The 12,864-nt window shown below is 73.5% G+C and carries 11 protein-coding genes; 5 read left to right on the forward strand and 6 right to left on the reverse strand.

The window, feature by feature from the left end:
* The first annotated feature begins 122 nt into the window (after positions 1-122).
* Positions 123-701 (forward strand): riboflavin biosynthesis intermediates N-glycosidase, encoded by a 579-nt coding sequence (gene ybiA / locus RUR_RS21535; RefSeq protein ID WP_283136908.1) that lies wholly within the window; start codon positions 123-125, stop codon positions 699-701.
* 46 nt (positions 702-747) lie between these two features.
* Here the strand turns inward: ybiA and RUR_RS21540 are convergent, their stop codons facing one another.
* From RUR_RS21540 to RUR_RS21565, 6 genes are all read right to left on the reverse strand, one after another.
* Positions 748-1,437: a vWA domain-containing protein gene (locus tag RUR_RS21540; protein WP_283136909.1), complete on the reverse strand. Its 690-nt coding sequence runs from the start codon at positions 1,435-1,437 to the stop codon at positions 748-750.
* Between the two features lie 51 nt (positions 1,438-1,488).
* Positions 1,489-2,718 (reverse strand): hypothetical protein, encoded by a 1,230-nt coding sequence (locus RUR_RS21545; protein ID WP_283136910.1) that lies wholly within the window; start codon positions 2,716-2,718, stop codon positions 1,489-1,491.
* A complete protein-coding gene (locus RUR_RS21550; RefSeq protein WP_283136911.1) occupies positions 2,715-3,602 on the reverse strand; it encodes a protein phosphatase 2C domain-containing protein in 888 nt (295 codons plus the stop codon). The genes RUR_RS21545 and RUR_RS21550 overlap by 4 nt, the downstream gene beginning before the upstream one ends.
* Positions 3,603-3,697: 95 nt before the next feature.
* The gene (locus tag RUR_RS21555; RefSeq protein WP_283136912.1) at positions 3,698-4,846 is read right to left on the reverse strand and encodes a hypothetical protein; all 1,149 of its coding nucleotides are present in this window, start codon (positions 4,844-4,846) and stop codon (positions 3,698-3,700) included.
* On the reverse strand, positions 4,843-7,245 hold the full coding sequence (locus RUR_RS21560) for a hypothetical protein (RefSeq protein ID WP_283136913.1): 2,403 nt from the start codon (positions 7,243-7,245) through the stop codon (positions 4,843-4,845). Before RUR_RS21560 ends, RUR_RS21555 begins: the two co-directional genes overlap by 4 nt.
* The gene (locus RUR_RS21565) at positions 7,235-8,074 is read right to left on the reverse strand and encodes a hypothetical protein (protein ID WP_283136914.1); all 840 of its coding nucleotides are present in this window, start codon (positions 8,072-8,074) and stop codon (positions 7,235-7,237) included. Before RUR_RS21565 ends, RUR_RS21560 begins: the two co-directional genes overlap by 11 nt.
* 338 nt (positions 8,075-8,412) lie before the next feature.
* Between RUR_RS21565 and RUR_RS21570 the strand changes: the two genes are divergently transcribed.
* From RUR_RS21570 to RUR_RS21585, 4 genes are all read left to right on the forward strand, one after another.
* Positions 8,413-9,132: an SIR2 family NAD-dependent protein deacylase gene (locus RUR_RS21570; RefSeq protein WP_283136915.1), complete on the forward strand. Its 720-nt coding sequence runs from the start codon at positions 8,413-8,415 to the stop codon at positions 9,130-9,132.
* Between the two features lie 140 nt (positions 9,133-9,272).
* On the forward strand, positions 9,273-9,929 hold the full coding sequence (locus RUR_RS21575) for an RNA polymerase sigma factor (RefSeq protein ID WP_283136916.1): 657 nt from the start codon (positions 9,273-9,275) through the stop codon (positions 9,927-9,929).
* The gene (locus tag RUR_RS21580; protein ID WP_283136917.1) at positions 9,916-10,899 is read left to right on the forward strand and encodes a CU044_5270 family protein; all 984 of its coding nucleotides are present in this window, start codon (positions 9,916-9,918) and stop codon (positions 10,897-10,899) included. Before RUR_RS21575 ends, RUR_RS21580 begins: the two co-directional genes overlap by 14 nt.
* A 58-nt stretch (positions 10,900-10,957) precedes the next feature.
* Complete coding sequence (locus tag RUR_RS21585) at positions 10,958-12,703, forward strand: heparinase II/III domain-containing protein (protein ID WP_283136918.1); 1,746 nt, start codon at positions 10,958-10,960, stop codon at positions 12,701-12,703.
* The last annotated feature ends 161 nt before the right edge of the window (positions 12,704-12,864 follow it).

Raw genomic sequence — 12,864 nt, forward strand, 5'->3', positions numbered from 1 at the left:
CGGATCGGCATGGACGGCGACACGCCGGACGGCATCCGCCGCCTTCGACGCCAAGAGAGCGGGTGCTTCGCCGCAAGGGTGATCGGGTTGCCGGGCGGAGGCCGTACCGGCATGGTGGGCCGATGACGGAACCGACGAACACACCGCGTTCGGTGGAGCAGGCGATCGCCGCGGAAAGGTGCGGCCTGCGGCTGCGCTACCTGTACTTCTGGGGCCATCGGCCCCCGCACGGCGGCGGGGTCGGCAAAGGGTGCCTCAGCCAGTGGTGGGAGGGCGAGTTCAGCGCGGACGGGCACGTGTTCCGCTCGGCCGAGCACTACATGATGGCGCACAAGGCCTGGCTCTTCGGCGACGAGGAGACGGCGGTGCGGATCCTGGCCGCCGGGAACCCGGCCGTGGCCCAGAAGCTCGGCCGGGAGGTCCGGGGGTTCGACGACGCCGTCTGGACGGAGCACCGCTACGACATCGTCGTGCGGGGCAACGTCGCCAAGTTCGGGCAGGATCCTTCGCTGGCCCGGTATCTGCTCGGCACCGGGGACCGGGTGCTCGTCGAGGCCAGTCCCCGGGACCGGATCTGGGGGATCGGCCTCGCGGGCGACGACCCGCGCGCCGCCTCCCCCACCGGCTGGCTCGGCCTGAACCTGCTCGGCTTCGCCCTGATGGACGCCCGCGAGGCCCTGGCCGCCCGGCCGGAGCCGTGATGCCGTCCGCGACGATCGGGACCACCGGGAGCGCCGGGCCTCGTGGTCAGTCCACGAAGTCCAGGGGATCCAAGGGTATGGAGCGGTATCCCCGGACGCTTTCGGGGATCCGCAGCTCCTGGTTTTTGGCCGAGGCGACCATGGAGTTGAGGAGGCTGGTGAGCGCGGCGGTCAGCGCCTCCCCGGTGTCGCCCCGCTCCGCCTTGTAGGCCGCGGCGGTGGCGATCTCGGCGAGGATCCGCTCGCTGGCCGAGCCGAAGCCGTACGTGATGATGTTCGGATGGGGCTTCCAGGACCGGTCCTTCAGCTCGTTCAGCGGTCCCTTCCACCGGTCCGGGTCGGACGGGTCGCCGTCGGTGAGCAGGAAGACGACGGGGCGGACGACCGCGACCCCGGCGTCCACCAGGAGCGGGATGTCGGTCTCGATCCGCCGGCGGAGCAGGTCGAAGGCGAGCCCGAAGTTGGTCATCCCCCGGCATTCCACCCTCGGCAGCTCCTGGACGTCCTTGAAGTCGGTCATCGAGGTGACCAGGAACGCCTCGGTGTTGAAGGTGATGATCGAAAGATGGATGAACTCGGAGATCTGCGGGTGACGGTCGATGGTGTCGAAGATGTGCATCAGGGTGTCGTTGAGCAGCTCCTCGTACGGCAGCATCGACCCCGAGACGTCCAGTACCACATAGGTCGGCAGCCCTCGGGACGTGTAAACCCGCTCCGGCGACCGGCTCGCGCTCATCTCTCCTCCACTTCGCTTGTCTTCGGTGACCTCGCCTGTCCGGCGGGACCGTCAGGCCGACAGCCAGTCGAACAGCGCGAGGGCGGACACCGCGACCACGATCAGCCCGATCACGACGCCCAGGCTCCCCCGCCTGCTCCGCGGTCTTCCGGGGGAGGTGTACGGCCCGGGGGTCGCGCCGGCGTCCGGCCCCGGTCGCCCGCCGAGTGCGTCGTGCGGCCGCCGCACCTGGGCGGAGGTGTACCGCCGGTCCGGCGACGGGGGATGGGACGGGTGCCGCGCCGCCTGGTCGCCGGAGGCCCGCGCGGTGCCGCGGACCGGGCGGCTGCCCGCCACCCCGCCTCTGGGCATCGGGGCGATGGGGGCCAGGACGGCGCCCGCCCCGCCCGACGTCGAAGGCCGCTCCGGCGCGATCGGCGACAGTACCTCCAGCAGCCGGCCCGGAGACGGGCGATCCTCCGCCCGCTGCGCCCGGATCGCCTGCCGCAGCAGCCGGCCCGGGGCTCCCATGCGGTACTCGTCCGGCAGGCTCTCCCAGGCTTTCACCACGTCGCCGCGCCGGCCGGTGAGACACCGGACGGACAGGGCGGCCAGTTTGAACCGGTCGCTGTACTTGTCGAGGAACAGGCTCCCGTCGGGGTAGAGCGGATCCGTCCATTCGGGCGACTGGATCCACGGCCGTCTCCCGATCCGGCAGGAGTCCATGTCGATGAGGAAGACCTCACCGCTCCCCGGCGCCCAGAACGCGTTGTTGTACGACCAGTCGCCGTAGACGACTCCGTACCGCTCGAACAGGTCGCCGATCGTCAGGAGGTCGTGGACGGCCCGCAGCCGCACCTCGGCGGTGGGCGCCCTGAGTCCCGCCCGGGCGAGCATCGCCTCCGAGGCGACCAGCCAGTCGACCTCCAGCGGCTCCGGGTCGCCCATCCGGCCGCCGCGAAGCCGGATCCGGGCGGTGACCCGTCCAGGGGACTCGGCCATGACGATCCCGACGGTCCTGTCGTTCTCCTGGATCCGGGCGACCGGCCAGGCCGTGCTCCGGTCCACGAGCGCCCGGTCCCGGTCCGTCATGAGACCGGGGGCCTCGATGAGCAGGCGCAGCTGCTCGGCCGCGAAGACGGAGAGGGGATCCTTGTAGATCTTGGCCAGCCACCCGGGACGGTCGCCGATCCGGTAGACGTACCTGGCCTCGCCCCGCTCCTCGGCCAGGACCCTCGCGGGTACCGGAACCCGGCGGCCGTCAACCAGCCGGGGAAACGGGCTGTCCGACCACGTCGTCATCGGATCGGCCCCTCGTCCGCGCTCCACGCCACCACCGCGGTGCGGTCGTCGTGCTGCTGGACGTCCTCGAAGCCGACGTCGAGCAGGAAGCGCCCGACCGCCGGCGGGGTCCGCCAGCGCTCGGCGAACCAGGAGGCGCCTCCGGACAGGTGCGAGAACGCCCCGGCGATCCCGTCCGTCAGCAGCGCCAGCGCTTCACCGGGCCGGATCGCCACCTGCACCGTCGTCACCCGCTCCGGCCGGTAGGGGAGGTAGTCGCCGACCTTCCCGGCGTCGAATCCGCGTTCCCCCTCCCCGAGGACGCGCATCCATCCCCCGGCTCCCCGGTACCAGGCGCTGACGTCCCCCAGCCCGGCCACCCACGCGTGCCGCAGACCGTCGGGACGGGGGTCGGCCGGGATCACCGCGACCGCCATCACCGCCCGGACCTGGTCGTCGTCCCAGCCCCGCTGCTCCGCCACGCCGTGCATCTGCCCGGCTGCGTGCAGGAACACCCGGGCCACGTCGATCGCCGGGGCCTGGACGCCCCGGTCCAGTTCACCGCGGAGCGCGCCGATCGCGGCGGCGACGGCGACGTTCGCCCCGACCTCGGAGTGGACGCTGTCCGACATGCCGTCCGCGACCGCGGCGAGCAGGTACCGGCCCGCCGAATCCCGGCCCAGGCGATACGCGTCCTGCCGGGGCCGCCCGGGACTGGCCGCGCGGTGGCCCGGTCCGACGACCGAGGCCGCCCGTACCTCCAGTCCCCCCAGTCTGACCTGGTCCGCGGCGATCCCGCAGGGCGCGGGCGCCACGGGGAGACGCCACGGTTCGACGGCGACCCGGGAACGACTGGTGATGACGGGGAAGCCCCCTTCCCGCCCCGATGTGGCCGTGTTCTTCATGTCCTCCCCCTTCGACGAGGACGAGACGGGGTGAGCCCGCGCGGCCGCGTCGACGCTCGGGCCCGTACCGACGTCGTGGGCACCCGGACCCGCGCTCATTCCCGCTCGGTCCGGTCGCCTCCGCGGTTCCGGCCGACCGGCCGCCAGCCGGTGACCCCGTCTCCCCTGAGGTCTTCGGGCTCCCCGGTTTCGGGGGGACGCTCCCCGTGGCCGTACGGGCCGCGCTCCTTCGGCGCCTCCCGCGAGTCGGTTCGCCGGGGCGGCGGGGCCGGGTCCGGGGGCGGGAACGGCGACTCGCCCGCCGGGAGCGCACCGGGCGTCGCAGACGCGGGGTGGGACGGCCCGAAGGCGGAGAGCGCGGACGGCTGCCCCAGCAGATTGCGTACCAGGCCGTCCAGGTCGGCCGGTTGCACGAGGTTGCCCGCGACCAGCTCCCGGAACAGGCCGAGCTTCCGTTCCAGGGCCAGTTCCCGGCTCTCCGCCAGCTCCCGGATGACCGTGTGCAGCCGCTCGGGCTCCTGGGCGAGAAGCCGGAGGAGCAGCCCCCCTTCCCCGCGCGCCGCCTCCGCGAGCGCCCGCATCCGCAGGGCGAGCAGCTCCTGCTGCCGGCGTTCCGCCTGCATCCGCACGTCGTACTCGCTGCCCACGGCCGCCATCGCCGCCCGGTGCTCCCGGGCCCTGACGATCTCCTCCCGCTCGGCGTCCCGGATCCCGTGCTGATGGTTTCCCGTGTCGGCGTCGGGATAGACGCGGACCGAGACGGCGATCACGACGAGCCCTTCGGGCATGGCCAGCGGGGTACGGCCGAAGGCCTGGCGGGCCGACTCCTCGGCCCGCGCGTGGTCGTCGACGTCGAAGGCACGGCAGTACGGCCGCAGCAGCTCGATCAGCGCCGTGCGGACCAAGGCGTCGCCGTCGTCGGCGGTGGCGATGCCGCGCCGCACCACCTCCTCGGGGTCGGCGACCCGCCACTGGGCTTCCAGCTCGGCCTGGAACCAGAAGGCGTTCGTGGCGCTGGGCAGGGGCTCCTGCAGCATGAGCCGCTTGTCGGTGATGTCGACCTCGTAGCGGTACGTGTACTTGAGCGACCCCAGCGCGGACGGGCGGCGCAGCACCTCCACCGCCCTGCGGTCGGCGCGCGAGAACACCAGAGCCTGACCGGGGCGGGCCGGCTTGCCCCGGTTGGCCATGGTGACCTCCACGGGCCCGTGGATCAGGGGCCGGGGGGACTCCGCATCGCTCACCGCTCCCGCCTCCTCCCGTCGAGAGCCGTCAGGACCTCGCGCGCCGCCGACGGGGCGCCCCCGCCGAACTCCTTGCGCGACCAGGAGTCCACCTGGTAGCGGATGATCCGCTCCGTGCGCTCGGCACCGGCCGCCGCGGCGAGCAGCCGGCCGAGCGCACGGCGCACGGCCGGGTTCCCCTCCGCGCACCGCCCCCAGCCGGCGAGCACCTCACCGGCGAACCCGTGGCAGAACGGGGAGTTCATCACGACCTCCCAGAGGACCGCGACGTCCCGCTGCCGCAGCGGATCCCGGGACGCCAGCACGAGCAGGGTCGGCACGCCGACCGGCGCGTCCGGCGCGTCGGCGGCCGAGACGTCCACCAGGCCCAGCGCGGCGCAGAGGAACGCCAGCTCGCCGGTGAGGCGGTATCGGGGCTCACGCGAGCGGGCCCAGCGGATCAGCAGGGCCAGGACGTCCCGGCGCTGCCTCTCGTCCTCCTCGACGAGGCATTCCATGACGCCGACGCAGACGGCTTCCAGGACCTCGTCGTCCTCGTCGTCCGCCAGGGTGTTCAGCAGATCCAGCACCCCCGTGACGCCCTCCGAGTCCAGGACCACCCGCCAGGCGCGTACCGCCGCCGCCCGGAACCCCGGCTCGGGCCGCCCCCGCCACTCGTCCACCAGCCGTCGCACCTCCCCGGCGAGGCCCGCGTCGCTGGCCGCCGTGTGCAGCGCGACGCCGACCGCCCCCGTGAGCGATTCGTCGCCGCTTTCGGCCCAAGGCCGCAGCACCTCGGCGCCGACCATGTCGAACACGCGGATGGCGAGCAGGCCGGCCGCGACCGCCGACCGGACCACCACGTTCGGCGGCGCGTGCTCGGCGCAGCTCCGCAGCCAGGCCGGCAGGACCGCCCGGATCTCGTCGTACTCGTCCCAGAAGCGGCGCAGCACCCGCTCGGCGGCGCCCTGGTCCCGGTAGTACACCGCCGTCCTCGGCTGACCGTCCTCCTTCACCTCGACCAGCTCGGCGCGCAGGGCCTCCAGCCGTCTGGCCCGGGTCGCCCGGAGGGGGGCGGACCGGACCCGCTCGGGTCGCTCGGGGTGTTCCGGCGGCTCCAGCCGGACCCGCAGTCCGTCGGCGAGCTCGGCGACCGTCTCGTAGGCTTCCCCGCCGAAGACGGCGAGGGAGACCGCGAGGCACTGGGTGGCCAGGTCGGGGAAGGTGTCGAGCCAGTGGTCGAAGGTGTCGGCCTGCCGCATGGCCAGCAGGTCGGTCAGCCTGCCCGCCGCCTCCGAAACCGGCCCCCGGATCTCGGCGATCATCCGGCCGAGTTCGGCGGCGCGCGCGCAGCTCACCCCGGGACCGAGCTCGGCGGCCAGCAGCGCGGTGAGCGCCGAATCCGCGAGCAGGTCTTCGATCCGGCCCGCGCCCACGATCCCCGCCCGCCACCTGGCCTGCCTCCGGGCGACCTCCGCCCGGTCGGCCGGCCCGCCCAGGTCCCGCAGCCGCTTGGCGACCTCCGGGTCCGCCACCCGGGTCGCGTCCCCCACGGTGACCACGAGTCCGCAGCGACGGGCCTCCAGATCGTGGTGGAGGCGCCTGACCTCGAACTCGGTCAACGCCGCGCCGTCCCGGCCGAGCAGGTCGGGCAGGATGTAGCCGGCCCCCTGCTCCAGGTCGTCCCGGGTGAGCCGCGACGGCGAGGTGGCCGAGTCCAGCCGGTAGATCGGCCGGTGACCCCGTTCGAGCAGCACTCTGCGGGCGGCGGCGAACTTCCCGGCACCCGCCGGGCCGCGGAGCAGGACCATCACCTCCCGCGTGGACTCCTCGACCAGGCTTTCGAAGCCCGGCGGCGGGACGAACGCCGCCGCGGCCTCGTCCAGTTCCTCGGCGGAGAGGCGGTACTTTCTGGCGCCTTCCTTCTCCACCCCGAGGTTGAGCACCTGGTCGCCGGCGAAGACCTGGTTCGCCCACACCGAGGAACCCTCGAAGCGGGGGTTCAGCCGGTCGAAGGTCTCCCTGACCACCCCACGCGACCTGCCCGCGCCGCCGGGGCGGATCGAACGCGCGCCCCGCAGCCGGTTGCGCAGCTCGTCGGCACCGTGCCGCTCACCGCCCGGGGTTTTGGCGGGCTCCCGCTCCTCCGCCTGCTTCCCGCCCCGCGGCGGCTCCGCGGCGTCGGGTGGTTTCCCTCCGTTCCCCGGCGACGCGTTCTTCGGGGGATCCCCGCCGCCCGGCGGTCTCCCCGCGTCCGGCGGGCTCACCGCACCGCCCTGCCGCCGCGCGCCACCGCCGGGCGCCGGGCCGAAGGGCGGACCTCCCCCGCCCTGGGGTTTGGCGGCGGCCTGCGGTTTCATCGCGGCCTGGGGTTTGGCCGCGGCCTGCCGGCCGGGCGCGGGCCGGTCGTCAGCGCTCATCGGACTCGGCACCCCGATCGCGCCCGGACCGCCAGACGGAGCCGTCGCCGCCCCGCCACACGCCGTCCGTGAAGTGGTGGCCGCCGTACACGTTCTCCGCGTTGACCTGCGATCCGGCGAACGGCCCGGAGTAGACCGGCCCGCCGGACCCGGAGTGCGACGGCGGCGGACGGCCGGGCGCGGTGTCCCGAGGGGGCTCTTCACATCGGGTACGGGCGGCTGCCCGCCACCTGCCGATCCCCGGAGGGGATCCGTAGCCCGGGACCCGGATCCAGGCGACCTCGTCGAACTCGTCCTCGGGGAGCGAGACCGCTTCGTACTCGGACCGGTCGACCTCGGCGTAGCCCTGCCGGACGACCCGGCCGTACCAGTCGTCGGAGACGACCAGCGCGAGGCCCGAACGGTCGGCGGCGTCGAGGGCACCCCGGAGCGCGGGCAGGTCGGCCAGGCGGCAGGCGTAGCCGAGGTCCTCGCCCACCCATCCCGAGCCGTCCCGGCCGACTTCGCCGCCGTGCAGGGCGATCCGGAGGCGGAGCGCCCCCTCGGCGCTGGTGATCCGGGCGTGGTTGCGCAATCCCGCGTGCAACCGGTCGACGAACCCGCCGGTCAGCTCCACCTTGGGGGTGGAGCCGGGAAGAATCCGGACGATGCCGTCTCCCCGGTCGGAAGGCGGCGGGGCTCCGGCGCGGTCGATGCGCGCCGCGTCGAGGGCGTCGTCGATCAGCCGGTGGAGTTCCTTGCGCAGCCAGGCCTGGGTGGGGTTTCCCCGGCCGTCGAACCCGTGGATGTCCACCACCAGGATCACGTGGTATCGCACGTCGACACTCATACGGACGCCTCCCTGAACCATGAATACCTGGCTGAAGCTCATGAAAAATCGTCAAAAGACGTATTTATCGATGGATAAACCAGAGAGGCGGTGATCTTCTCGGCGACGGGCGTCCGGCCGATGGGTTCCGGCCGCCGAGACCGGTCCGCCGACCACGGGGATCGAGAAGAAATCTGATCGATTAATGGAATTTGTCAAGACCGCGCTGCTCGATGAAAATCGCCGGAAGCCATGACGCACCCGTCACCGGGGCGGGCGGAAATCCGGTACTCGCCGGCCGGCCGACCCTGGAACACTGATCGACGGACAGTCCCGCGGAGCCGACGGAGGAGACCGCCATGAACGAGATCACCGTGCTGACCGGTGCGGGTATCTCCACCGAGTCCGGCATTCCCGATTTCCGCGGGCCGAACGGGCTGTGGACCCGCTACCCGGACTTCCAGAAGCTCGTCGACATCGACCACTACCTGGCCGACCCGGAAATCCGCCGCCGCTCCTGGGGATTCCGCCGGGACAACCCGGCCTGGACGGCCGAACCCAACCCGGCGCACCTGGCCCTGGTGGAGCTGGAGCGCGCCGGACGGCTCGGCCGGATCATCACGCAGAACATCGACGGGCTGCACCAGCGGGCCGGATCGGACCCCGGCCTCGTCCTGGAGCTGCACGGCAACATGTTCGGCGCCATGTGCACCGGCTGCGGCGCCCGGACCACCCTGCGGCAGGCGCTGGACCGGATCGACGCGGGCGAGACCGACCCCGCCTGCCTGGACTGCGGCGCCATCCTGAAGACCACCACGGTCATGTTCGGCGAGTCCCTGGACGCCGGCGTGCTCACCGCGGCCGCCGAGGCGGCGCGGAACTGCCGGACCTTCATCGCCATCGGCACCTCGCTGCAGGTGCACCCCGCCGCCGCCCTGCCCGCGATCGCCTTCGACGCCGGGGCACGGCTGATCGTGGTCAACGGGGAGCCCACCCCCTACGACGAGCTCGCCGACGAGGTGATCAGGGAGCCGATCGGCGCCGCCGTCCCCGCCCTGCTCACCCGCATCCGCGGCTGACCCGGCGAAGGCCCGCTCCTTGGGTCTGGTACGGCCGCAGGCCGTACCAGACTCGGTTCGCCGTGCCCGCCGCCGGGCACCCGCGGGCGAAAAGAGTCGGCGAAAGCGTGAAAGGAAACCTGCCGATCGGGTGATAACAGGTGACCGACGACCACGGCCTCAGGAGTGCAGATGACGGGCAGACCCGCGTGACCGCCATGCCGTGGATCGCCCATCCACCGGACGAGGCCGAGGTCGTCCGGCTCTCCCTGGACGAGTCCGAGCGGTTCGGCGTGATCTTCAATACGCATTTCGAGGAGATTCACCGCTATGTCGTCCAGCGGCTCGGGCCGGACCTCGCCGAGGACGTGGTCGCCGAGACGTTCCTGACGGCGTTCCGCAAGCGGTCGCAGTACGACCCGTCGCGGGCGGCGGTGCGGGCCTGGCTGTACGGGATCGCCACCAACCTCATCGGCAAGCACCGCCGCCGTGAGGTCCGCACGCTGCGCGCGCTCGGCCGGTACGGGGTGGACCCCGACGTCCCCGGACCCGAGGACCGGGTCGCGGCGCGGGTCAGCGCGGAGAGCCTGCGGCCGAGTCTCGCCGCGGCGCTGGCCGGCCTCCCCCGGCGGGACCGCGACGTCCTGCTGCTCATGGCCCTCGCCGGGCTGAGCCACGAGGAGATCGCCGGTGCGCTGGGCATCCCCTACGGAACCGTCGGATCGCGGCTGAACCGGGCCCGGCGCAAACTGCGCGCCGTGCTCGGCGGCGCCAACCCGATGCTGGAGCCCGAAGGAGCGGCTCATGGACGAGCTTGACGCGATCAAGGACCTGTACGGCGAGCCGCCGGCCGATCCGGGGGCCAGGGCGCGGGTCCGGGAACGGCTGCGGGCGCAACCCCGGCAGCGGTTGCGGCGGCCCTGGCGGCTGCGGTGGACCCTCGCGGTGGCGACGCTCGCCGCCGGGGCCGCCCTCGTGGCGGTCGCGATCCCCGGGGAGCTCACCGGACCGGCCGTCGACGGACGGTCCATCCTGCTCGCGGCGGCGAGCACGGCCGAGGCGCAGACCACTCCGGCCGGGACCTACTGGCGGGTCAGGAAACTGTCGCGGGACACGCTCCCCGAGCCGGTGGGGCGCGGCCCGAACCGCTACCGGCTGACCGAGGCGACGGTCACCGAGTTGTGGGCCGCCGAGGACGGCCGGGTGTGGTCCGGATCCCTGGAGCTGGGCGTGCGTCCGCGTCCCGGGGCCGACGAGGAGGCGTGGCGGCGCGACGGCTCCCCCACCGTGTGGCGGAGCCGGGGACGCGCGCTGGCCGTCTCGCCGGGGAAGGGACGCATCGCCCGGGTCGGCGACGGGGTGGCGTTCAGCATGGCCGGCCGGGAGATGACCTTCGACGCGATCCGCAGGCTCCCCACGGAACCGGGCGCGCTGCATGCCTGGGTGACCGAGGCGGTGCGGGACACCCCGCTCGGCGCCTCGGACGGGGTGGTGGCGGACGCGCTCTGCGGGCTGCTGTGGAGCAAGCCCTCGCCGCCGAAGGTGCGGGCCGCCGCCTACCGGGCGCTCGCCGAGCTCCCGGGCGTCCGCTACCTGGGCGAGTCGGCCGACGAGCTGGGCAGGACCGGGGCGGCCTTCTCCTTCACCGTACGCGCCGAGCGGCGCACCCTGATCATCGACACGGCGAGCTCCCGGGTGCTGTCGGCCGCCTCGGGTGGGGACCGGGTCGAACTGGTCGTCGAGGCGGGGTGGACGAACGACGTCCCGGCCGCCCCGTCGGCTCGGTAGCCCCGGCGCGACCGACCCTTCTTCTTCATTTTCCCTTCATTGGAGCAAACGCTTGTTTATGCATGCCCGAACTCTGCTCGTCAAGACCGGAAGGCTCACCAAGACCGGGGGGCCGATCAACGCCGGCAGGCTCGCCCGGACCGGGAGGCGCCCGGACCTCGCCGCCGGAGGCCCGGCCCTCCACGTCGACGGGCACATCCCCGCGGTCGACGCCGGTGAGGTCCTGGCCGGCCGGGTCGTCTTCCGCGGTCTCCCCCCGGCCGACCTGGGAACCGGCGAGATCGACTGGCTCGCCGACCCGCATCGGAACCGCTCCTGGATGCTCAGCCTGCACGCGCTGCGCTGGATGGGCGGACTCGTCCTGGCGTACGAGCGAACCGGCCGGGCCGACTGTCTCGACCGCGCCGTCCACATCGCCCGGGACTGGGTACGGGCGAACCGCCGCGGCGCAGCCCGTACCGGCCCCTGGGCGTGGGCCGAGCACCCCGTCGCCCTCCGGGCACCGGTGCTGGTCCGCCTCAGCGCGCACGTCCGCGACGACTGGCTCGCCCGCAGCCTCCACGAGCACGGGAAGGTCCTCGCCGACCCGGCCCTCTACCGGAAGGGCCACAACCACGGGCTCGACCAGGACATCGCCCTGCTCACCGTGGGCTGCCGGCTCGGCCTGGACCGCTGGCGGGACCTGGCCGTCCGGCGGATGGCCGCCTCGGCCGAACTCGCCGTCGACGACCAGGGCGCCCTGTGGGAACAGGCCCCCAAGTACGGGATCTACGTGCACCGGCGGCTCGGCGCGGCGATCGAGGCCGTCCGCGGGAGCGGAGCCGAGGTCCCGCCCGGCCTGATCGCCCGGCGCGGCGCGCTGGAGGCCTACATCTCCCACGCCACGCAGCCCGACGGCCGCCTGGTGCCGATCGGCGACAGTCCCGCCGACCAGCGGCCGGGCCGGTACCGCCACCAGGAGCCCCCGGTGAAGGTGTTCGGCGCGGGCTACGTGTTCGGCCGGACCGCGTGGGACGATCCCGGCTCGGCCTACTACTCGATCAGGTTCGGGCCCGGGCGCAGGTTCCACGGCCACGAGGACCACCTGGGGGTCACCTACCACGCGCACCGCCGCGACATCCTGGTGGAAGCCGGATTCCACTCCTATGAGAAGACCGGGTACCGGGAGTGGACCACCTCCCCGGAGGCGCACAACGTCCCCGTTCCCGAGGGGGCGGAGTTCCGTCCGGGCACGGCGACCCGGCTGACCTGGTTCTCCGACGAGCACATCCGGCAGCGGTACCGGCTCACCGACATCGCGTACGGCGTCCGCCGCACCAGAACCGTGCTGGTCCACCACGAGGCGGACCTGATGGCCGTGCTCGACGAGGTGCCCGAGGGGTCGCGGCTGCGCAGCGTCTGGCATCTGGCCCCCGGGCTCGTCCCGCGTTCCCACCGGGACGGGGTGCTGGTCTTCGCCGACGGGGACTGGCCGGTCACGCTGATCCAGTTCACCCCGGGGTCCCGCGAGCCGGTCGGCGGCCAGACCCTTGAACCCGGGACGATCTCCACGGGGTACCTGACGACCGCGGAGAACACGACCGTGCTCTCCCCGCCCGCCCCGGCCCTGCTCACCCTGATCGTCCCCGGCTGCGCCGAACCGGAGATCACCTGGCAGCGGGAGACCCTGATCGTCCGGACCCCGGGCGGCTCCGTCCCGGTCAACCTCGCCCGGCCGCAGACCGCGCTCACCCGGATCCGGTCGCGTCTTCTGCGCCGCCCGGAGGAACCGGCGCCGCCGCGCGCCCACGCCCTCACCGGGTGAGGCGCGGCTCAGGGCCGTTCCCTGTCACGGATACGGCCCGCAGGGCTCCGGCCTCGTGCCGAACCTCCGGGCTCGAACCGCCCGAGGCCGTACCCGCCCCATGCCCACTCCGTACGGCGCCGATCGCGGACCGTGCGGCCGTTCCCGGCACGGCAGGCGAA

Origin of the sequence: Rhizohabitans arisaemae, assembly GCF_025996515.1 — a bacterium.
In the GTDB taxonomy this organism is placed as follows: domain Bacteria; phylum Actinomycetota; class Actinomycetes; order Streptosporangiales; family Streptosporangiaceae; genus Rhizohabitans; species Rhizohabitans arisaemae.